The sequence below is a fragment of the Nocardiopsis sp. FIRDI 009 genome (genome assembly GCF_003386285.1).
GTDB lineage: Bacteria > Actinomycetota > Actinomycetes > Streptosporangiales > Streptosporangiaceae > Nocardiopsis.
Genome location: NZ_QPNC01000008.1, coordinates 217979 through 237663, shown reverse-complemented (window position 1 = coordinate 237663; position 19685 = coordinate 217979). Strand labels below are relative to the sequence as shown.

Sequence of the window (19685 nt, the reverse complement as noted above, 5' to 3'; positions counted from 1 at the left end):
GCCGCCTCATCGGCGGCATCCGAGTCGTGGAGGTGCGCCTGTGCGCTACCTGCTCCTGTTCCTGCTGGCGCTGTGGCCCCCTGCCCACGCCATCTACCGTCCCCCGGCAGCCGACCGCGTCCCCAGCGCCGTGCGTCGGCTCGTACGCGACACCGTCCGTCCCCGTCGTGCGGCGCGTGCCCGCCGCTACGCCCGTCCCGGTCCGGCGCTGCCGTTCGTGGTGTCCGGCCCGGCCGACCTGGTGCGCCTGATCCCCGGGCCGCGACTGGCCGCGACCGGTCTGAGCTGGTTGAGGGCGGGGTGGCGGTGATGGACCGAATGGACCGACGCGAAGCGCGCCGTGCCCTGGACGAACTGATCGCCGGTCGGTGGGTGGTCTCCTACGAGATCGACGACGCCGGGGTGCGCACCTACACCGCCCGGCGACCGGTCGGCTGGACCGGCGACGGCAACCCGTTCGAGCGGCTGGAGGCTCCTTCGTACAAGGAGTTGTTCTCGGTCATCGCCCGCCGTAGGCTGCGCCGCGTCCCGCCGCCCCGGGACGGAGGCGTGCGGTGAGCGAGCATCTGGAGAACGCCCCGAGGCTGCTGACGGCCGGTGAGGTGGCGGCGGTGTTCCGGGTCGCCGACGCCACGGTCAACCGGTGGGCCCGCCAGGGCCGGGTGCGGTGCGTGCGCACGCCCAGCGGCGGCCAGCGGTTCGACGCCGACGAGATCCGCCGCCTCTTCGGCGAGCAGACGGGCGGGCAGTCATGAACGACGCCGATCCCGAGAACGCCCCGCTGACGCCCGGGGAAGAGCGTGCCGTGGAGATCCAGGGCCGTTGGGTGGCCCTGCGGATCGCCTGGGAGGAGGAGCTCCGCGCCCGGGGCGAACGGGTGCCGGACCCGTTCGAGGACGTCGAGTGGGGCGACTGAGGCGACACCCCACCCACCGGTTCGGGGTCGTGGTGCACGTCATCGCGGCCCCGAACGCGTGTCGGCGCACGGGTTTCCGGTGACCCGGGTCTCGCGGTCGTAACAGAAACGAACGCCGTGGTTCACACGGTCTCACAAATGGTATTACCATTGCCGTCACCTGTTCCAAGGGCAGGTCAAGGCCGTGTCATCGGCGGCCCAGAACCCTCAACCGCCCACCGGAAGGCTCCGTCGTGGAGAACTTCGAACCCGTCTACGGCACGGGACCCCTCCTCGGGATCGCGGCCGGCGCCATCGCCCTCCTGCTGCTCCTGATCATCCGTTTCCGACTGCACGCGTTCGTCGCGCTCGTCCTGGTCAGCGTCCTGACCGCGCTCGCCACCGGCATCCCCGCCTCCGGCGTGGTGCCGACCCTCCTCGACGGCTTCGGCGGCACGCTCGCCAACGTTGCACTCCTGGTCGGCCTCGGCGTCATGATCGGCCGCCTGCTGGAGATCACCGGCGGCGCCGCCGTCCTCGCCGGGGCCCTGATCAAGGCGTTCGGTCAGGAGCGCGCCCCGCTGGCCCTCGGCGTCGCCTCGCTGCTCTTCGGCTTCCCGATCTTCTTCGACGTCGGCCTCATCGTCATGCTGCCGATCGTCTTCAGCGTCGCCCGGCGCCTCGGCGGCTCGGTGCTCACCTACGCCCTGCCGACGGCCGGCGCGTTCGCGGTGATGCACGCCTTCGTCCCGCCGCACCCCGGCCCGGTCACCGCCGCGGTCGAGGTCGGCGCCGACATGGGCCTGGCCCTCCTGGTCGGCCTCCTCCTGGCCGTTCCGACCTGGTACCTGTCCAGCTACCTCTACGGCCTCTGGGCGGGCGGGCGCTTCGAGCTCCCCGTCCCCGACGACATCCTGGCCGACGGCACCGTCAAGCACGACGACCCGCCGCGCCTGGCCACCGTCCTGGGCATCCTGCTGCTCCCCATGGCGCTGATCTTCGGCAACACCGGCACCGCCACGCTCGTGGCGACCGGCGCCGTCGCCGAGGACGCCGGGTGGGTACGGGTCCTGCAGCTGCTCGGCCAGACCCCGATCGCGCTCCTGCTCACCGTGCTGGTCGCGATGGTCGTCCTCGGCCGCGGCCGGTTCTCCCGCGCGAGGGTCGAGGAGATCGTCGGCGGCGCGCTCGGCCCGGTCTGCGGCATCATCCTCATCACCGGCGCGGGCGGCATGTTCGGCGGCGTCCTGCGCACCAGCGGCATCGGCGAGGCGCTCGCCGCAACCCTGGAGTCCACCGGCCTGCCGGTCATCGTCGCGGCCTTCGTCATCGCGCTGGCCCTGCGCGTCGCTCAGGGGTCGGCGACCGTGGCCCTCACCACGGCGGCGGGTCTGATCGCCCCGGCGGTGCACGCCGCCAGCGGGCTCTCCTCGATCGACCTGGCCCTGACCGTCATCGCGATCGCGTGCGGCGCCACCGCGTTCTCACACGTCAACGACTCCGGCTTCTGGCTGGTCGGCCGCTTCCTCGGCATGGACGTCAAGACGACGCTCAGGACGTGGACGGTCATGGAGACGCTCATCGGCTTCGTCGGGTTCGGCCTCGCCTTCGGCCTGAGCCTGGTGGTGTGACCGGGGCCCGGCCGGCCTCCTCAGGCGTGGGCGCCGTCGTCCGACTCCAGGGCGACGGCGACCTCGCTGACGATGGAGCGCATCGCCGCCTCGGCCACGTCGGGCAGGCCGTCGGCGACCGCCCGCGCCACCGCCGTGTGCAGGCGCAGCGCCTCCGGGCGGGGCCGCCGCGGCATGAGGTGGTAGGAGGTGCGTCCGACCAGCACCTCGGCCACCACCTGGGAGAGGCCGACGAACATCTCGTTGCCCGACAGCTCCAGGACGCGACGGTGGAAGGCGATGTCCAGGTCGAGGAAGGCGTCCAGGTCCCCGGCGCGGCCGGTGCGGGACATCTGGTCGGCGACCACCGTGAGCTGGGCGCGCTCCTCGGGCGCGCCGCGCACGGCGGCCAGGGCGGCGGCGGCCGGTTCCACGGAGGCGCGCAGTTCGTTGAGCGAACGCAGCTGGTCCATCCGGCCCGAACCGGCCAGCCGCCACCGGATCAGCTGGGGGTCGAAGACGCTCCAGTCCGAGCGGGGCAGCACCCGGATCCCGGTCCGGGGCCGACTGACGACCAGGCGCATCGACTCCAGGACGCGGACGGCCTCCCGGGCGACGGTGCGGGAGACCCCGAAGTCCGCCTCCAGCCCCTGGAGGGTGAACGTGTGGCCGGGCTCGTACTCGTCGGCGGCGATCGCGGGGCCCAGGACCGCCAGCACGCGGTTGTGCAGGGTGCGGTTGTCAGTGCCCATCGTGCTCCCAGCGCTCCGGATTCCAGGGCCCGGCCGTGATCGGCGCGGCCAGCCCGAAGCCTAGCCGGACTGATTGATATCACTATTCAAGGTGGTGGCCGCGCCCACGCGCGGGTACACACGAGAGCGGGAGAGACATGCACCTCGTTTTCATGGGCGTCTCGGGCAGCGGCAAGACCACGGTCGCCGCGCGCGTGGCGGGACGGCTCGACCTCCCCTTCGCGGAGGCCGACGCCTTCCACCCGGACGCCAACATCGCCAAGATGGCCGCGGGCGTGCCGCTGACCGACGAGGACCGGTGGCCCTGGCTGCGCGACCTGGCCGGATGGATCACCGGGCACGACGCCCGCGGCGAGTCCACGGTCATGGCCTGCTCGGCGCTGCGGCGCTCCTACCGCGACGTGCTGCGCGAGGGCGCCCGCGACGTCCACTTCCTGCACATGAGCGGGACCTTCGAGGTCATCAGCGCGCGGATGGGCGCCCGGGAGGGCCACTTCATGCCCCCCGCCCTGCTCGAATCGCAGTTGGCGACCCTGGAGGACCTCGGTCCGGACGAACGCGGAGGGGTGTTCGACGTGCGCGAGGACGTGGACGCCCTGACCGAGCTGGCCCTGGCCTATGTCGGCCGTCTCGCCTGGGCCGGCCGGGGCCCGAATCACGGTGGCGCCCGCACCTGAGGCGGCTTTGACCTGGGTGGACGGGCCGGGTGGCCGAACCCCGGCCCGGGTTGGGGTCCGGGCCCGGGGGAGGAAACGGACCGCCCCGCTGTTGCGCGGCGCCCCCGCCGCACGCAACCCTGTTCGTCATGTATGAGACGGTTTCCTCCCCCTCCGTCCCCGAGCGGCGGTCCGTGACCGCCCCGCCGACCCCCCGCCCCCGCGCGGGACTCCTCTCCGGCCGCCGCCCCGGCGAACGGCCGCCGTCGGACGTGCGGCAGACCTGCGCCCTGATGTTCGTCGCCGGGCCGTTCTTCGGCTTCCTGGCCTACGCCGCGTGGGACCGGCTGGACGCCGGGGCGCCCGGTCAGGCCGTCACCGACCTGTGGACTCTGCTCGTCCTCTCCGTCCTGGCGGGGGCGGTGGCGGTCGGGTTGGCGGTCCCCGTGCTCCGGGCCGTGCCCCTGCTGTGGCGGGCGGCCCAGTTCGGCGCGCTCGCGGGGATGGGGGTGGCCCTGTCGGGCCTGCACCGGGCGGCCCAGCTCTCCAGCACCCTCGTCATGGTCGCCGCGGCGCTGGCGGCACTCCTCGCGATCGTCGTGAACATCGCCCTGTGGACCACCGCCGTCCGCCGCTGGTGCGACGTCCGGCGGGCTGCCTGAGACCGGTCCCTCCCGTGGGCCGGTCAGCCGTCCAGGAAAGCCGCGAGCGCCTCGCCCTGCCCGAGGATCGCGTGACCGGTCCCCGGGAGCACGGTGACCTCCGCGTGCGGGACGCACGCGCGCACGCGCCGGGCGGTCTGGCGCGAGTCGAACATCGCGTCGCGGTCGCCCACGATCAGCCGCACGGGCACGGTCAGGCGGCGCAGCGCGTCGTCGGAGAACACGGGCAGCCGTTCGGTACGGGGCCGGAAGCCGGAGAAGGTCAGGTGTACGGCGTCCAGGAGCTCCCGGTGCTCCGGATCCCCCAGGCCCGTCATCGCCCGCACCGACCGGCGCCTTCCTCCCGGAACCAGCAGCCCCAGCAGCATGGCCCCCAGGATCCGCCCCGTCCGCTGTCGGCCCACGCCGCCTGGGCACAGCAGTCCCAGGCGGCGCACCCGCTCGGGGCGCCGGTCGGTGTAGTCCAGGGCCACCCAGCCGCCCAGTGAGGTGCCCACGAGCGCGGTGGAGGTGATCCCCAGCCCGTCCAGGACCTCGTCCAGCCAGGACGCCAGGGCGTCGGAGTCCAGGGGCGGGCGAGTGGGGGCGCTCAGGCCCGGTTCGCCGACGAGGTCGACGCAGTGCACCCGGAAGCGCCGCGCCAGGACGGCCGAGTCGTCCCGCCAGGCCGTCGTGTTGGCGCCCGACCCGTGCAGGAGGACGACCGGGGGAGCGTCCTCGGGTCCGCAGGAGACGACGAAGGTCCCACCCGCCCGGGTGGGCACCCGCACGTGCTCGACGGGCACCGGCCACGCGGCCAGGTCCCGGCGGTACCGCTCCCGGATCCCGCGCTCCGCGGCCGGGGTCCGGTAGATCGCGCTCATCGGTCGAGCACCCCCTCCATGTACTCCAGCAGCCGGGCCGTGTCCGTCAGGCCGCCCAGGACGACGACCTTCATCCGCGACCGGTCGGGGTCGAACACCGTCTCGACGCGCAGCCGCCGACCGTCGGGGCGCGGACCGGCCGCCATGCCGGTCAGGAGTGTGGTCAGGCGGTCGGCCGTGGCCCGGTCCACCCCCTCGACGTCCACGACGGCCGACACCTCGCCGTGCCGCGGTCCGGGTGTGCCACCCGGCGGGTCGGGCACCGGACAGCCGGTGAACGCCTCCAGGTCGGACTGGGAGATCCGGTACTGCTTGCCGATGCGCACGGCGTTGAGTCGGCCGTCGCGCACGTAGTTGCGGATGGTGCGCACGTGCAGGCCCAAGCGTTCGGCGACCTGGTCCACGGAGTAGAGGCGATCATTCACGGGACTACCGTAACCTTCCGCATCTTCCTGAGCAACAGGGTAGTTTGAGGAACACTGGGGTAGGTTCTAAGGATTGATGTCTGGTTCGGTCTCTGGTCCCCAACTTCCTTTTGTCGGACAAATAGGACAAACGTTGAACATCACATGATCCCTTTTATTTCGCCCACAATGACATCAAGATCCACATAATCCTCCCTCGGGTTTCTTTCGGGGGTCGGGAGGGTAAAAAGGTTCGATTGGACATCGTGTCCAGAAAATCGCAGCTATGGATCACGGCACAGTACTGAAACGGTTGTATTAATACCGAGCCGTCCATCTTCCCCGGCGGACTTCACGCGGTTTAGGGTCCACACCATCGACCAGGGCCTCGACCCCCCGCCCACACCGAGGTGGACCATGTTCACGAAGTCTTCCCGAAAGCCGTCGGCCGCGCTGGCCGCGGCCAGCGCACTCGCGCTGGTGGCCACAGCCTGCGCGGAGAGCGACCGCGAGAGTCCGGGAGGCGGTGAATCCGACCCGTTCGTCTTCGCGAGCGCCGGCGACATCAGCTCCCTCGACCCCTTCTTCGCCACCGACGGAGAGACGTTCCGTTACAGCAGACAGGTCTTCGAAACCCTGCTGGAACACGAATCCGGCGGCACGGAGATCGTCGGTGGTCTGGCCGAGGACTGGGAACAGTCCGCGGACGGTACCGAATGGACCTTCCACCTGCGTGACGGCGTCACTTTCCACGACGGCGAGGAATTCAACGCCGAGGCCGTGTGCGCCAACTTCGACCGCTGGTTCAACATGACCGGCCCCTACCAGGACGGGAACAACTCCTACTACTGGCAGGCGATCTTCGGCGGGTTCGCGGAGAACGAGAGCGAGGACCTCGACGAGCCCCGCTTCGAGTCCTGCGAGGCGCCCGACGAGCTCACCGCGGTCATCACCGTCTCCGAGTACTCCTCGGTCTTCCCCGGAGGCTTCTCCCTCGCCGCCTTCGGCATCATGAGCCCCGCCGTGATCGAGCAGATCGAGGATGAGGAGATCACCGGCGAACCCGGCAACTTCACCCTGCCCGCCTACACCCAGGAGGCCGGGACGGTCGCCGGAACGGGACCGTTCCGCGTCACCGAGTGGAACCAGGACCAGGCCGAGGTCACCCTGGAGCGCAACGACGACTACTGGGGCGACCCCGCGGGCTTCGAGACGATGATCCTGCGCGCCATCCCCGACGAGAACGCGCGCCGCCAGGCCCTGGAGGCGGGCGACATCCACGGCTACGACCTGGTCGCCCCCGCCGACGTCGAACCCCTGGAGGCCGCCGGGTTCCAGGTGCCCACCCGCGGCGTGTTCAACATCCTCTACATGGCCTACCAGCAGGAGACCAACGAGGCCCTCGCCGACGTCGAGGTCCGCCGGGCCCTCGCGCACGCCGTGAACCGGCAGCGGATCGTCGACACCATCCTCCCCGAGGGCGGTGAGGTGGCCACCCAGTTCATGCCCGGCACCCTCGACGGCTGGTCGTCCGACGTCCGGACCTACGACTACGACCCCGACCTCGCCCAGCAGATGCTGGCGGACGCCGGGCAGGAGGACCTGACGGTCGAGTTCTGCTACCCCACGGACGTCACCCGGCCCTACATGCCCGCACCGCGCGACATCTTCGACATCATCGCCGCCGACCTGGAGGCCGTCGGCGTCACCGTGGAGCCGACGACCTACGAGTGGACCGAGTACATCCCGCGGACCAACGCGGGCGAGTGCGACATGTACCTGCTCGGCTGGACCGGCGACTACAACGACGCCTACAACTTCATCGGCACCTGGTTCAGCGGCCCCACCGACGAGTTCGGGCTGCGCGACGAGGAACTGTTCGAGGCCATGGCCGAGGCCAGCTCCAACCCCGACACCGAGGAGCGCGTCGCCGCCTACGAGGACCTCAACGAGCGGATCATGGAGATCCTGCCGGGGCTGCCCATCTCCAGCTCCCCGCCCTCCATCGCCTTCGCGCCGAACGTCAACCCGCCCAACGTCAGCCCGCTGACCCAGGAGGAGTTCGCCGAGGCCTCCTGGAAGTGACCCGAGGCCCCCTCCCCCCACCGGGGGAGGGGCGCCCCGCGCACACCGTTCCCGAGCACCGGACCGCGTCGACCACCGGTCCGTGCCCATCTGGCGAAAGGCGGCAAAGGTGCTGCGATTCATCGTCAGGCGTGCCCTCCAGCTGATCCCCACCCTGGGCGGCCTGTCGATCCTGCTGTTCGTCTGGCTGCAACGGCTGCCCGGCGGACCGGAGTACGCCCTCCTCCCCGACGACGCCACGGAGGAGCAGCGCGAGGCGCTGCGGCGCGCGCTCGGCCTGGACGAACCGTTCACCGTCCAGTACCTGGCCTTCCTCCGCCGGATCGCCCAGGGTGACCTGGGCGCCTCCCTCCAGACCGGCAGACCCGTGCTCACCGAGTTCTGGACGCGCTTCCCCGCCACGTTCGAGCTGTCCGTGACGGCGATGCTCATCGCCGTGTCCGTGGGGGTCCCGCTCGGGTACCTGGCCGCCCGCCGCCGCGGCTCGGCCCTGGACTTCGCCGCGATCGGCGGGTCCCTGCTCGGCATCTGCACGCCGGTCTTCTTCCTGGCGTTCATCCTCAAGGTGATCTTCGCCGAGACCCTGGGCTGGCTGCCCTCCGCGTTCCGCCTCTCGCCCGGGCTGACCCGCACCGACATCACCGGCTTCGTCCTGCTGGACGCCGTCATGACCCGGGAGTGGGACGTGGTCTGGGACGGGCTCGTGCACCTGGTCCTGCCCGGCCTGGCGCTGGCCTCCATCCCGCTGGCGGTCATCGTGCGCATGACCCGGGCCAGCGTTCTGGAGGTCCTCGGCGAGGACTACGTGCGCACGGCCGACGCCAAGGGACTGCACCGCCGCACCGTGCGCACCCGCCACGTGATGCGCAACGCCATGCTCCCCGTGGTCACCGCCGTCGGCCTGCTCACCGGCAGCCTGTTCGCCGGGGCGGTCCTGACCGAGAGCGTCTTCGCCTTCCCCGGGATCGGATCCTTCGTCTACTCCTCCACCCAGGAGCGCGACTACCCCGCGCTCACCGGCTTCATCCTGCTCATCGCGACGATGTACGTCTTCATCAACCTCCTGGTGGACATCTCCTACAGCCTCCTCGACCCGAGAGTGCGGGCCCAGTGATGCCAACGACACCCAGCCCCGGGCTCCTCGGCCGCAAGGCGGCGAAGGCCGACCGGCTCGCCGAACTCATGGGCGAGCGCACCGACGGCGGCCACGGCGCGGGCATCTGGCGGGAGGCCCTCTCCCGGATGCGCCGGAGCCCCATGGCGATCACCGGCGCCGCCATCGTCGTCGTCTTCCTGCTCATCGCACTGTTCGCCCCGGTGATCGCGCCCCACAGCCCCGTCGAACAGACCTGGGGCGACGAGGTCTTCCCCAACCGGAACGTGTTCGTGGGGCCGCGCGCCGAGAACTGGTTCGGTCTGGACAACCTCGGCCGCGACCAGTTCTCCCGCATGGTGATCGGCGCCCAGCAGACCCTGCTGGTCGGGGTCGTCGCCACGCTTGTCGGCTTCGGCGTCGGCGCCCTGCTCGGCGGAACGGCCGGCGCCGCCGCCGTCCTGGGCGGGCGCTGGGGCCGACAGCTGGACAACGCCGTCATGCGCTTCATCGACATGATGCTCGCCCTGCCCACCCTGCTGCTCGCCGTCACCGTCGCCGCGCTCATCGGCCCCAGCCTGCTCACCGTCATGCTCGCCGTGGGCGTGGCCCAGGTGCCGATCTTCGCCCGGCTGCTGCGCGGCGCGATGATCTCCCAGGGCGGCCGCGACTACGTGCTCGCGGCGCGGGCGCTGGGGGTGAGCGAACGCAGGATCGCGCTCACGCACATCCTGCCCAACTCGATGGGCCCGGTGATCGTGCAGGCCACGCTCACCCTGGCGACCGCGATCATCGACGCCGCCGCCCTGTCCTACCTGGGTCTGGGCAACCCCGACCCGTCCTTCCCCGAGTGGGGGACGATGCTCGCCGACGCCCAGCGCTTCCTGTCCAGCGCGCCCTCCCTGGCGGTCTACCCCGCCCTGGGCATCATCGTCACCGCGCTCGGTTTCACCCTGCTCGGTGAGGCGATGCGGGAGGCCCTCGACCCCAAGCTGAGGAAGTGACCATGAGTTCCAGCACGCCGCTGCTGTCCGTGGACGAGCTGTCCGTGGTGTTCCGCCGGCGCGGGGCGGAGGCGACGCGGGCCGTGGACGGGGTGTCCTTCACCCTGGAGGAGGGCCGGGTCACCGGTCTGGTCGGCGAGTCCGGTTGCGGCAAGAGCGTCACCTCCCTCGCCCTGATGGGGCTGCTGCCGGAGCGGGGGGTCACGGTCGGCGGCTCCGCGGTGCTGCGGCTGCCCGACGGCGACGTCGACCTGCTCTCCCTCCCTCGGCGGCGGATGCGCGACCTGCGCGGGTCCCAGATGGCGATGATCTTCCAGGACCCGTTGAGCTCGCTCAACCCGGTCGTGCCCATCGGCCGCCAGGTCACCGAGATCCTCCGGCGCCACCGGGGCCTGGGCGGGGAGCGGGCCCGCCGGGAGGCCGCCGACCTGCTGTACCGGGTGGGCATCCCGGACCCGACCCGGCGGCTGCGCGAGTACCCGCACCAGCTGTCCGGCGGCATGCGTCAGCGGGCCCTGATCGCCATGGCGGTCGCGTGCCGCCCCCGGCTGATGATCGCCGACGAACCGACCACGGCGCTGGACGTCACCATCCAGGCGCAGATCCTGGAGCTGCTGCGGGACCTGGTCACCGAGGAGGGCACCGCACTGCTGATGATCACCCACGACCTGGGGGTGGTCGCCGGACTGTGCGACGACATCAACGTCCTGTACGCGGGGCGGGCGGTGGAACGGGCGCCCCGCTCCGAGCTGTTCTCCGACCCCACCCACCCCTACACGATCGGGCTGCTCGGCTCCATCCCCCGGCTGGACGCGCCGCGCGGAGACCCGCTCACCCCCGTCCGGGGTTCGGTGAACGACAACATCGCCTGGTCCGACGGGTGCGCGTTCGCCCCCCGCTGCGACCACTACGCGATGGACTGCCTCCAGGGCCCGCCGGAGCTGGTCGGGGCGGCGGGCGGTGGCGCCCACGTGCACCGCTGCGTGAACCCCGGCGGGGCCGCGCGGGCCGAACCGGAGGAGGCCGCCGGGGCCGCCGGAGCGGACACCGGGCCGGAGGGGGCTTCCGACGCGGAGACCGGCGCGGACGACGGGGCGGAGCACACGGCGGCGGTGGGCGAGGACGAGGAGGGGCGGGCATGAGTCTGCTGCGGATCGAGGACCTCAGGGTGCACTTCCCGATCAGGCGGGGGGTGGTGGTCGACCGGACCATCGGCCACGTGCGGGCGGTCGACGGCGTGAGCCTGGCGGTCGAGCGGGGCCGGACCTACGGGCTCGTAGGCGAGTCGGGCTGCGGCAAGACCACCCTGGGCCGCGCCGTGCTGCGCCTGGTGGACATCACCGGCGGCTCGGTGTGGTTCGACGGCCGGAACCTGGCCGGGCTGGACGGGCGGTCGATGCGCCGCGAGCGCCGCAGACTCCAGATGGTCTTCCAGGACCCGCTGGGCAGCCTCAACCCTCGGCAGAACGTCGGGTCGATCCTCATGGAGGGGCTGCGCGTCCACGGGATCGGCGGACCGGACGAGGGCGAGGGCGCCCCGCGTGGTCGCGGGCGCGACCGCCTCGTACTCCAGGACCAGCGCAGGCGCGTGGTCGACGCCCTGGAACGGGTGGGGCTGTCGTCGAAGGCGCTCACCCGCTACCCGCACGAGTTCTCCGGCGGCCAGCGCCAGCGCATCGGGATCGCCCGCGCACTGGTTCTGGAGCCGGACCTGATCATCTGCGACGAGCCGGTCTCGGCACTGGACGTGTCGATCCAGGCGCAGGTGCTCAACCTGCTGGAGGAGCTCCAGGACGAGCTGGGCCTGACCTATCTGGTGATCGCGCACGACCTGGCGGTCGTCCGGCACGTCAGCGACGTCGTCGGGGTGATGTACCTGGGCGGCCTGGTCGAGGAGGCCGACAGCGACGACCTGTACGAGTCCCCGCTGCACCCGTACACGCGGTCGCTGATGTCGGCGGTGCCGGTGCCCGACCCCGGGGTGGAGGACGCCCGGGAGCGGATCCTGCTCTCCGGGGACCTGCCCTCGCCCGCCGATCCCCCGTCGGGCTGCCGGTTCCACACCCGCTGCCCGTGGCGGCAGGACGACCGGTGCGCCACCGAGCGGCCGGAGCTGCGGCGGTTGGCGGGGGCGCCGGAGACGAGCACCCACCGGGTGGCGTGCCACCACGCCGAGCGGATCCTGTCCGGCCAGATCCAGCCGGACGAGGAGCGCGCCGAGCGCGTCGTGCGCGGGGGCTGAGGGCCGCCTGGGCGGGTGCGGGTGGCCCGTTCGCGGGTGAGCGAGCCGGGCGGCGCCCGGGCACATGACAGATGTCATCCCCGAACCGGCGAATCGTCACGGCCGGACGGTGACAGCCGCGACTTCCGACGGGTCGTCGGCTCCGGAACGCTGGGGGCGTGGTCGTCGCCGCCCCCGATCCTCGCCGAGGACGAGGACACGCCGCCCCCGGCCGCCGCGCCCGGGTGGGAGGGGCCCGGCGCCCCGGTACGTTCGGTACCAGCACGAGGCGGCCCTCGACGACACCCACGGGTCGGCCGTGACGGCCGACCCGATGCGCGTCGACTCCCTGGACCCGAGCCGCGCACTCCCGAAGGACGACCCGGAGCCGCCGACCGGAGGCGCCCCGGTCCGGCCCACGACCGTTCCGACCGTGATGATGGCGGTGATTCCCCGGTGCTCCTGCTCTCGTTCCTGCCGCGTCTGCGCGCGCTCGCGACCCAGCGTCCGCTGCACCGACTGCGCGTCGTGTCGCTGTTGCTGGGATCGGCGGCCTGGCCGGCCACCGGTCAGCTCGCCGGGGGCTGGAGCTCGACCCCCATGCTGTTGTGGGCGCTGGCCGCGGGCGCCGTGGCGGCCGGGGCGGCGGTCGGAGCGCGGTTCCTCCGCGGGACGTCCACCAGGGACGGGCGGTGGCTGCACGTGCCGGTGTTCGCGCTGTCGGCGGTCTTCGCGCTCACCCTCGGCTCGCTGATGCTGTGGGACCTGGTGGCCGCCCGCGCGTGACCGGCGCCGTCACGGGTCGGCCGTCCGGAGCGCGACGGTTTCCGTTCGGTATCCATGGGGCGTGTGTTTCCTGTTCCGGGTGGTGCACGCGTTAGATTTGTGTCGTCCTTTTCCCTTTTGTCCTGGGTCCCCGCTCCCCGGGCTCGCACACCGCAGGAGTCCCCCGTGTCCCCCAACCCCGGACCGGGCGTGCCTGCTCACAAGCACGGCCCTCGTGGCCGGTCTCGTCCTCGGCGGCACCGCCGTCGCGTCGGCCGACCCCGGCAACGGCGGCGGAAACGGCGCCCCCGGCGACAACGGCACCGTGAAGATCCACGACCCCGAGCGCCCCGAGGAGGACAACCGCAACGTCCCCAAGGTCTGCGGCTTCTACATCAGGGCCTTCCACTTCGACGCGGGTCAGGAGGTCGCATGGGAGATCGTCACCCAGGGTGGCGCGCCGGACTCCCGCGAGACCGTCCTGGAGGACACCCTCGTCCTGGACGAGGAGGGCGAGGGCAGCACCGACCTCCTGGACCTCCCCGACGGCCACTACCGCCTGAACTGGACATTCGAGGGCGAGAACGGTGACGCCAAGCACAAGGTCTTCAAGGTGACCTGTGACGACGAGGAGCCGAGCCCGTCGCCGAGCCCCGAGCCGACCGAGGAGCCCTCCGCCGAGCCCAGCGAGGAGCCCTCGGCCGAGCCGACCCCGGAGCCGACTCCGACGACGGACCCCTCCACGGAGCCGACCGACCCGGGTTCCACGCCGACCCCGGACCAGACCCCGACCCCGGCGCCGACCGAGGGTGACGACGCCCCGGCCCCGGACGAGGACTCCCCGAGCCTGCCCGTGACCGGATCGGCCCTCGCGGGCCTGGTCGCGGTCGGCGCGGTGGCCGTCGTGGGCGGTGGAGCGGCCGTCTATCTCAGCCGCCGGGGCAAGGGCTCCGCCACGGAGTAGCGCGCCACGCGGTCCTGGGGCGGTGCCGCGGGCGCCGCCCCTTCTCCGCGCTCCCGGGCCGGCTCAGCCCGCGCGCAGCGCCGCGCACACGTCGAGCAGACGCTGCCGCAGCACGGCGCCGCGCTCGGCGAACCCCCGCTGGGCCGCCATGTACTCGGCCTTGCCCTCGGCGGTCTCGATCCGTACCGGCTCGTACCCCCACGCGGCCAGGTCGTAGGGGGAGGCGCGCATGTCCAGGACCCGGATCTCCCTCGACAGCTCGAAGCAGTCCACGACCAGCTCCGACGGGACGGCCGGGGCGAGCTTGTACGCCCACTTGTACAGGTCCATGTTGGCGTGCAGGCAGCCCGGCTGGTCGAGGTCCGCCTGGGCCTCGCGGGTCGGCTGGAGGGTGTTGAGCGGACGGGCCGGTTCGGTGAAGAACCGGAAGGCGTCGAAGTGGGAGCACCGGATCCGGTGCGACTCCACGACCCGGTCGGTGCCCTCGCGGCCGAGCCGCAGCGGCACCTGTCCGTGGCGCACCTCGTCCGTCCGGTAGACCATCGCCCACTCGTGCAGCCCGAAACAGCCGAGGTGGGCGGGGCGGTCGGCGACCGCCGACAGCAGGCGTTCGACGAAGTCCACCACCCGGCGCGCCGCGAGGAAGGCGGCGGTGTCCAGGCCGACGCCGCCGTCGGGGAGTTCGGTGTAGAACCGCTCGCCGAGGCGGTCCCCGGCGCCCTCGCCGAGCAGGACGGTGCCCACGCCCGGGTGCCAGCGCCGCAGTTGGGAGGGTTTGAGGTTGTAGTAGGTGAACAGGAAGTCCTCCACCGGGTGGCGTTCGCCCTCCCGGCGGCGCCGCAGGTGGTCGGCGACGAGCGCGTCCACGCGTCGTTCGTGCCGTCGGGCGCGCTCGCGCCACTCCCGTTCGGCGAGGGCGGTCACCGCCCCGGTCGTCGTTCCCATCACGGCCCCCAGGGTACGCGGGACCCCGGTGGCGCCGTTCAGTTCGACTGCTGCACCGGCAGGTGGCGGCCCAGGTAGCCCACGTAGACGCGGTTGGTGGTGCCGGGCCCCAGGTGGGGGTAGAAGTACAGCCTCGGGCAGATCCCGTACTCCGTGTCGAGCTTGATGTGGGCGTACATGGGCACCCGCCCGCTCGGGTCCACCTCCGTGGGGACCCGGAAGAGGCGTTTCTCGTTGAGTTTGCCCCGGTTGCGCACGTAGTCCGACTCCTGCGACGCCAACCGCTTGACCGGGATCACCTGGTAGCCGTCCGGGGTCTCGCGCAGGTAGGAGTGGAAGCCCAGACCGCTCCCGGGGTTGTCGAACTGGTAGCGGGCGTAGTCGTTCAGGGCCAACAGGGCCTCCCAGGCCCGGGTGACCCACAGCCCCTCCTTGCGGCTGTCGGAGAGCTCGTAGACCGTGTCGTGGTCCTCGATGGTGAAGAACAGGTGGGGCAGGGCGGAGCCGTCGGTGATCTGCTCCAGGAGTTCACTCACGCAGGTGGGGGGCGGTCGTCGGGTGTCGCGCGGGGCCGGGGCGGCGGCCAGGCGGTAGAGCCCCTCCTCACGGGCCCGGGCGCGCAGCCACCGGGCCTCGTGGCGGGCGGCGCGGAGCTGCTCGCGGGCGGTGTCGAGTTCATCGGTCAGGTCGGCCGTCTCGGCGAGCAGTTCCTGGCGTTCGTCGGCGAGCTCACTGATCCGCGCGCTGAGCCGCTTGACCTCGTCGCGCAGCCGCTGGGTCAGCTGTTCCTGGGCCTCCCGTTCCTGGGCGGCGGCGAGTTCGGCCGCCACGGCCGGCGGCGGGGCCGCCGGATGGGGGCGGTGGGGCGGCGCCGCCGCGGGAGGGGGCGCCCCGGCCCGGGAGCGCAGGTCCTCCGTCTCCTCCGCCAGGAGGGCGTCGATGGCCCGCAGCGGGGCGGGCAGTGGCGTGTTCACGGCGTTCTCCCGCACCCTGCGGGCGAGCGCCGCGCCGACCCAGTTGCGGATGCGGTCGCCGTCGCGCGCGGTGTCCAGCGTGGCCGGGCTCATCCGGGGGTGGCGTCCCGGGTCGGCCTCGTCCGCCGGATCGACGCCCGGTAAGAAGGTGCGCACCCCGCCCGCGGGTATGTCCAGCGTCTCCGGCAGCAAGCCGCCGACCCGGTCGAGCGCGGCGGCGTCCAGGACGTATCCGGCGCACATCCCGGTGCACCGGGCCAGGGCGCCGGCCACGGCGGTGCGCCAGGCGGCCACGGTGACGTCACGGGGGGCGCCCGTCGCCACGATCGCCATCCGGCGGTCCGGGTCCCTGATCGCCGACACCAGCGCCGCCACCAGGGTGTCGTCGCGGCCGCGCACGATGTTCGGCGTCGACGGCAGGGGACAGCGGCCGTCGTGGGCGTCGAGCTCCTCCAGGAGCATCCGCGCGGCCTCGGGCGGCATGACGTCCGGTCGGGGCTGGTCCGACGGAGGGGCGGCGTGGTCGAGGGGCTCCACGCTCATGTCGATCCACACGTGATCGCGGGGGGAGAGCTCGGGGTCCACCACGGACGTCACCACGGTGCGCCACACGCCGTCGGGCTTCTCGGACTCCGTGGTCAGGCGGAGGAACACGAGCCCCTCGTCGGGGTTGTCGTGCCGGACCACGAGCGCCCGGGAGCGGTTGCTCAGTTCGAAACGGCCGGAGGCGGAGAAGTCCACGCGCGCGCCCGAGTTGCCCCTCTTGCTCAGCCACCGGGACAGGACCGTCGACGTGAGGGTGACCAGGTCACTGCCGGTTTCCGGGACCGAGGCGAGCGTGCGGTAGACAAGTGGCAATGAGCACTCCCGGGCTTCCCGTCGGCTGCGGTGGACCCGAGGGCCGGCCCGAACCAGTGGGCGAAACCCTCACCAACCACTGTGAACGAAGGCGTCCGCCGACGCCAGTCGGGCGGTCAAGGATCCTTCTCAGACTGACCAGCTTAGGGCGTGTGGGGCGGGCGCCCACCCCCCCTCGCGCGGCGGACGGCGTCCGCGGGACACGCTCCGGACCCTTCGGGCGGTGCCTCGGCCGAGGGGCGGACGGGCGCGGACCCGACCGGGTGCGCCAGTGTGGCCAAGTCGGACGGGCCGGTTGGCAATGGTGGACAAGGCGCGGGGGTGCGGCGCGGGCTAGCGTTCCTGGCATGTCTACGCGTCCGTTCTGGCTGGCCGGCACCGCCGCGACCGGCGACACCGAGATCACCGTCGTCAACCCCTACACGGGTCGACCCGCGGGCACCGTCGCCGTGCCCACCGTTTCCCAGATCGAGGAGGCCGTGGCCGCCGCGCACGCGGTCTCCGGTGAGGCCGCCGCCCTGCCCGCGCACGTGCGCGCCGACGCCCTGGCGCACGTCTCCCGCAGGCTCGGGGAGCGCGCCGAGGAGATCGCCCAGACGATCACCGCCGAGAGCGGCAAGCCGATCAAGTGGGCGCGCGGCGAGGTCGGGCGCGCGGTGTCCGTCTTCCGCCTGGCGGCCGAGGAGGCCCGCCGGGACAGCGGAGAACTCCAGCGCCTGGACACCGACCCCGGCGGCACGGGCCGCATGGCGCTCATCCGCCGCGTCCCCAAGGGCCCGGTCCTGGGCATCTCCCCGTTCAACTTCCCGCTCAACCTGGTCGCGCACAAGATCGCCCCGGCCCTGGCCGTCGGCGCCCCGATCATCCTCAAGCCCGCCCCGGCCACGCCGATGACGGCGCTCGTCCTCGGTGAGATCATCGCCGAGACCGACCTGCCCGGCGGCGTCCTGTCCGTGCTGCCGATGCCCAACGAGCGCGCCGCGTCGCTGATCACCGACGAGCGCCTCCCGGTCATCTCCTTCACCGGCGGCCAGTTCGGCTGGGAGCTCCAGCGCCGCGCCCCGCACAAGCACGTCACCCTGGAGCTCGGCGGCAACGCCGCCGCCGTCGTCCTGGCCGACGCCGACCTGGACTGGGCCGCCCAGCGCGTCGCCCTGTTCGGCAACAACCAGGCGGGCCAGGTCTGCATCGGCGTCCAGCGCGTGATCGTGGAGGACCCGGTCCACGACGCGTTCGTCGCCAAGCTGGTCGACCGGGTGGAGGCGCTCGGCACGGGCGACCCCGCCGACCCGGCCACCGACGTCGGCCCGCTGGTCGACGAGGCGGCCGCCGAACGCGTCGAGTCCTGGATCAACGAGGCCGCCGAGGCGGGCGCCACGATCCTCACCGGCGGTACCCGCGACGGCGTGACCGTGGCGCCGACGGTCATCGCCGACGCCCCGGCCGACGCCAAGGTCGTCCGCGAGGAGGTCTTCGGCCCCGTCCTGGTGATCCAGCGCGTGGCCGACACCGACGCCGCGTTCGCCGCCGTCAACGACAGCGACTTCGGGCTCCAGGCGGGCGTCTTCACCCGTGACCTGCCCACCGCCTTCCGCGCCCACCGGGAGCTGGAGGTCGGCGGCGTGGTCATCGGCGACGTCCCGACCTTCCGCGCCGACCAGATGCCCTACGGCGGCATCCGCAAGTCGGGTGTGGGCAAGGAGGGCGTGCGCTCCGCGATGGAGGACCTCACCTACGAGCGCGTCCTCGTGCTCACCGGCATCGAGGTGTAGCGGTCCGAACGCGAACGCGGCGGCCCCGGCGCCGGGGCCGCCGCGTTCATGCGCGGGGACGGATCAGAGGCGTTCGGCCCCCTCGTAGAGGCGCCGCGCCTCCTCGCCCAGGCGGGGACCGTACTGGGTGCCCCGGTCGTCGGCGTACTTGAAGCTGACGACGGACGAGACCGTGCCCCGGCCGGTCTTCGGGTCGAACGCGGTGAACCACGGGCCGCCGCTGGAGCCCTGGGTCATCCGGCACCGCACCCCGTTGGCGGTGGTGCCCCCCGTGTCGGGCGAGGTCCGCCCCGAGCAGTAGTGCAGCAGTCGCCCGTCGAAGGGCGAGGCCGCCGGGTACCCGAACGTGTACACCTGCCTGCCCTCGCGCGCCTGCTGATCGGACCAGGCCGAGAACGAGATCCGCTGCGCCCCCACCCGGTCCTGCACGGTCTGGCCGGAGTCGGTGTTGAGCACGACCATCGCGATGTCGTAGCTGTCGTCGGCCTCACGCGACCACCGGGGGGAGACCAGCATGTCGCGGGCGGTGTAGCGGCCGTAGGGGCTCTTCCCGTCCCGGTACCCGGGCACGAAGGTCCAGTTGCGCGCCCAGGAGCCGGTCCCGTCCTTGGCGCAGTGCCCGGCGGTGACCACGGTGCTCCGGTTCTCCGCCTCGACGACCGACGCCGAACACGTGAAGTCGCGGCCGTTCATGGTCAGGTACACCTTGCCGGTCGTGCGGGTCACCAGCCCGCCGGCGCTCCAGACCTCGCCGGTGCTGTCGGCGCGGGGCGCCGCCTGGTGGTCGGTGTCGGATCCGTCGGCGTCCCCCGGGCCGGTGATCGCGAGCGCGTCGCCGACCAGGCCGGTGATCGGCCGCGCGGCGGCCATCCGCTCCTGCGTCCAGTAGTCGAGCACGGCCCTGCGCTGGGCGTTGGTCACGGCGGCGCTCTGGTGGGACACCCCCTCCATGCGCGAGAGCGCGATCCGCTCCCGCTCCGGCTCGGCGGACTGGGACGCGTGGACGGCCCGGGTGACGGCGGAGGCCGGGCCGGACGGGAGTTCGAGGAGGGCGATTCCCCCGAGGGTGAGCGCCACTGCGGCGACGGGGGCGAGGATCCTGTGTGCGGTGGACGAGGTCATGGACCGATCTTCGCACACTTTCAGTAACTCGGTTGCTACT

21 protein-coding genes are annotated in these 19685 nt (G+C 72.6%); 15 read left to right on the top strand and 6 right to left on the bottom strand.

Annotation, left to right across the window (positions count from 1 at the left end):
• Positions 1-40 precede the first annotated feature (40 nt).
• The 5 genes from DVR05_RS06130 (at position 41) to DVR05_RS06115 (ending at position 2526) form a co-directional block, all read left to right on the top strand.
• Positions 41-310, top strand: a complete 270-nt coding sequence (locus DVR05_RS06130) for a hypothetical protein (protein WP_116244823.1) — start codon at positions 41-43, stop codon at positions 308-310.
• An 8-nt stretch (positions 311-318) separates the two neighbouring features.
• Complete coding sequence (locus DVR05_RS06125) at positions 319-558, top strand: hypothetical protein (protein ID WP_198659061.1); 240 nt, start codon at positions 319-321, stop codon at positions 556-558.
• On the top strand, positions 555-755 hold the full coding sequence (locus tag DVR05_RS06120; RefSeq protein ID WP_232832009.1) for a helix-turn-helix domain-containing protein: 201 nt from the start codon (positions 555-557) through the stop codon (positions 753-755). Before DVR05_RS06125 ends, DVR05_RS06120 begins: the two co-directional genes overlap by 4 nt.
• The gene (locus DVR05_RS26940) at positions 752-916 is read left to right on the top strand and encodes a hypothetical protein (protein WP_198659060.1); all 165 of its coding nucleotides are present in this window, start codon (positions 752-754) and stop codon (positions 914-916) included. Before DVR05_RS06120 ends, DVR05_RS26940 begins: the two co-directional genes overlap by 4 nt.
• A 233-nt stretch (positions 917-1149) precedes the next feature.
• Entirely contained in the window at positions 1150-2526 is a 1377-nt protein-coding gene (locus DVR05_RS06115; RefSeq protein WP_116244821.1) for a GntP family permease, read from the top strand.
• A 20-nt stretch (positions 2527-2546) separates the two neighbouring features.
• On the opposite strand, the gene DVR05_RS06110 is transcribed toward DVR05_RS06115, so the two are convergent.
• Positions 2547-3257 (bottom strand): FadR/GntR family transcriptional regulator, encoded by a 711-nt coding sequence (locus DVR05_RS06110; protein ID WP_116244820.1) that lies wholly within the window; start codon positions 3255-3257, stop codon positions 2547-2549.
• 137 nt (positions 3258-3394) lie between these two features.
• On the opposite strand from DVR05_RS06110, the gene DVR05_RS06105 reads away from it, so the two are divergent.
• Together DVR05_RS06105 and DVR05_RS06100 are read left to right on the top strand one after the other, a co-directional pair.
• Entirely contained in the window at positions 3395-3934 is a 540-nt protein-coding gene (locus DVR05_RS06105) for a gluconokinase (RefSeq protein WP_116244819.1), read from the top strand.
• Positions 3935-4062: 128 nt separating this feature from the next.
• Entirely contained in the window at positions 4063-4575 is a 513-nt protein-coding gene (locus DVR05_RS06100) for a hypothetical protein (protein ID WP_116244818.1), read from the top strand.
• A 23-nt stretch (positions 4576-4598) separates the two neighbouring features.
• Here DVR05_RS06100 and DVR05_RS06095 read toward each other — a convergent pair whose 3' ends face one another.
• The gene (locus DVR05_RS06095; RefSeq protein WP_116244817.1) at positions 4599-5438 is read right to left on the bottom strand and encodes an alpha/beta fold hydrolase; all 840 of its coding nucleotides are present in this window, start codon (positions 5436-5438) and stop codon (positions 4599-4601) included.
• Positions 5435-5863, bottom strand: a complete 429-nt coding sequence (locus DVR05_RS06090) for a helix-turn-helix domain-containing protein (protein WP_116244816.1) — start codon at positions 5861-5863, stop codon at positions 5435-5437. The genes DVR05_RS06095 and DVR05_RS06090 overlap by 4 nt, the downstream gene beginning before the upstream one ends.
• Positions 5864-6259: 396 nt before the next feature.
• On the opposite strand from DVR05_RS06090, the gene DVR05_RS06085 reads away from it, so the two are divergent.
• The 7 genes from DVR05_RS06085 (at position 6260) to DVR05_RS06055 (ending at position 13974) form a co-directional block, all read left to right on the top strand.
• Positions 6260-7927 (top strand): ABC transporter substrate-binding protein, encoded by a 1668-nt coding sequence (locus DVR05_RS06085; RefSeq protein WP_116244815.1) that lies wholly within the window; start codon positions 6260-6262, stop codon positions 7925-7927.
• A gap of 109 nt (positions 7928-8036) precedes the next feature.
• On the top strand, positions 8037-9041 hold the full coding sequence (locus DVR05_RS06080) for an ABC transporter permease (RefSeq protein WP_116244814.1): 1005 nt from the start codon (positions 8037-8039) through the stop codon (positions 9039-9041).
• A complete protein-coding gene (locus tag DVR05_RS06075) occupies positions 9041-10024 on the top strand; it encodes an ABC transporter permease (RefSeq protein ID WP_116244813.1) in 984 nt (327 codons plus the stop codon). Before DVR05_RS06080 ends, DVR05_RS06075 begins: the two co-directional genes overlap by 1 nt.
• A gap of 2 nt (positions 10025-10026) precedes the next feature.
• Positions 10027-11166 carry an ABC transporter ATP-binding protein gene (locus DVR05_RS06070; protein WP_232832008.1) on the top strand — a complete coding sequence of 380 codons (1140 nt, stop codon included), beginning with the start codon at positions 10027-10029 and terminating at the stop codon, positions 11164-11166.
• Positions 11163-12266, top strand: coding sequence for an ABC transporter ATP-binding protein (locus DVR05_RS06065; protein WP_116244811.1), 1104 nt, complete (start codon positions 11163-11165; stop codon positions 12264-12266). The genes DVR05_RS06070 and DVR05_RS06065 overlap by 4 nt, the downstream gene beginning before the upstream one ends.
• Positions 12267-12701: 435 nt before the next feature.
• Entirely contained in the window at positions 12702-13031 is a 330-nt protein-coding gene (locus DVR05_RS26515) for a hypothetical protein (RefSeq protein ID WP_157982392.1), read from the top strand.
• 214 nt (positions 13032-13245) lie between these two features.
• On the top strand, positions 13246-13974 hold the full coding sequence (locus tag DVR05_RS06055) for a hypothetical protein (protein WP_116244809.1): 729 nt from the start codon (positions 13246-13248) through the stop codon (positions 13972-13974).
• Between the two features lie 63 nt (positions 13975-14037).
• Here DVR05_RS06055 and DVR05_RS06050 read toward each other — a convergent pair whose 3' ends face one another.
• Together DVR05_RS06050 and DVR05_RS26935 are read right to left on the bottom strand one after the other, a co-directional pair.
• The gene (locus DVR05_RS06050; RefSeq protein WP_116244941.1) at positions 14038-14919 is read right to left on the bottom strand and encodes a 3-methyladenine DNA glycosylase; all 882 of its coding nucleotides are present in this window, start codon (positions 14917-14919) and stop codon (positions 14038-14040) included.
• A gap of 38 nt (positions 14920-14957) precedes the next feature.
• Complete coding sequence (locus tag DVR05_RS26935) at positions 14958-16751, bottom strand: hypothetical protein (RefSeq protein WP_198659059.1); 1794 nt, start codon at positions 16749-16751, stop codon at positions 14958-14960.
• A 347-nt stretch (positions 16752-17098) separates the two neighbouring features.
• Here DVR05_RS26935 and DVR05_RS06040 point away from each other — a divergent pair, with 347 nt between their 5' ends.
• Entirely contained in the window at positions 17099-18523 is a 1425-nt protein-coding gene (locus tag DVR05_RS06040) for an aldehyde dehydrogenase family protein (protein ID WP_116244807.1), read from the top strand.
• Between the two features lie 63 nt (positions 18524-18586).
• Here DVR05_RS06040 and DVR05_RS06035 read toward each other — a convergent pair whose 3' ends face one another.
• Positions 18587-19645, bottom strand: coding sequence for a serine protease (locus tag DVR05_RS06035; protein ID WP_116244806.1), 1059 nt, complete (start codon positions 19643-19645; stop codon positions 18587-18589).
• Positions 19646-19685: the final 40 nt, after the last annotated feature.

Coding starts and splice junctions, on each gene's coding strand:
- DVR05_RS06095 (WP_116244817.1), bottom strand. CDS start 5,438: ATGAGCGCGATCTACCGGACCCCGGCCGCGGAGCGCGGGATCCGGGAG.
- DVR05_RS26940 (WP_198659060.1), top strand. CDS start 752: ATGAACGACGCCGATCCCGAGAACGCCCCGCTGACGCCCGGGGAAGAG.
- DVR05_RS06040 (WP_116244807.1), top strand. CDS start 17,099: ATGTCTACGCGTCCGTTCTGGCTGGCCGGCACCGCCGCGACCGGCGAC.
- DVR05_RS06050 (WP_116244941.1), bottom strand. CDS start 14,919: ATGGGAACGACGACCGGGGCGGTGACCGCCCTCGCCGAACGGGAGTGG.
- DVR05_RS06035 (WP_116244806.1), bottom strand. CDS start 19,645: ATGACCTCGTCCACCGCACACAGGATCCTCGCCCCCGTCGCCGCAGTG.
- DVR05_RS06075 (WP_116244813.1), top strand. CDS start 9,041: ATGCCAACGACACCCAGCCCCGGGCTCCTCGGCCGCAAGGCGGCGAAG.
- DVR05_RS06085 (WP_116244815.1), top strand. CDS start 6,260: ATGTTCACGAAGTCTTCCCGAAAGCCGTCGGCCGCGCTGGCCGCGGCC.
- DVR05_RS06100 (WP_116244818.1), top strand. CDS start 4,063: ATGTATGAGACGGTTTCCTCCCCCTCCGTCCCCGAGCGGCGGTCCGTG.
- DVR05_RS06065 (WP_116244811.1), top strand. CDS start 11,163: ATGAGTCTGCTGCGGATCGAGGACCTCAGGGTGCACTTCCCGATCAGG.
- DVR05_RS06105 (WP_116244819.1), top strand. CDS start 3,395: ATGCACCTCGTTTTCATGGGCGTCTCGGGCAGCGGCAAGACCACGGTC.
- DVR05_RS06070 (WP_232832008.1), top strand. CDS start 10,027: ATGAGTTCCAGCACGCCGCTGCTGTCCGTGGACGAGCTGTCCGTGGTG.
- DVR05_RS06110 (WP_116244820.1), bottom strand. CDS start 3,257: ATGGGCACTGACAACCGCACCCTGCACAACCGCGTGCTGGCGGTCCTG.
- DVR05_RS06125 (WP_198659061.1), top strand. CDS start 319: ATGGACCGACGCGAAGCGCGCCGTGCCCTGGACGAACTGATCGCCGGT.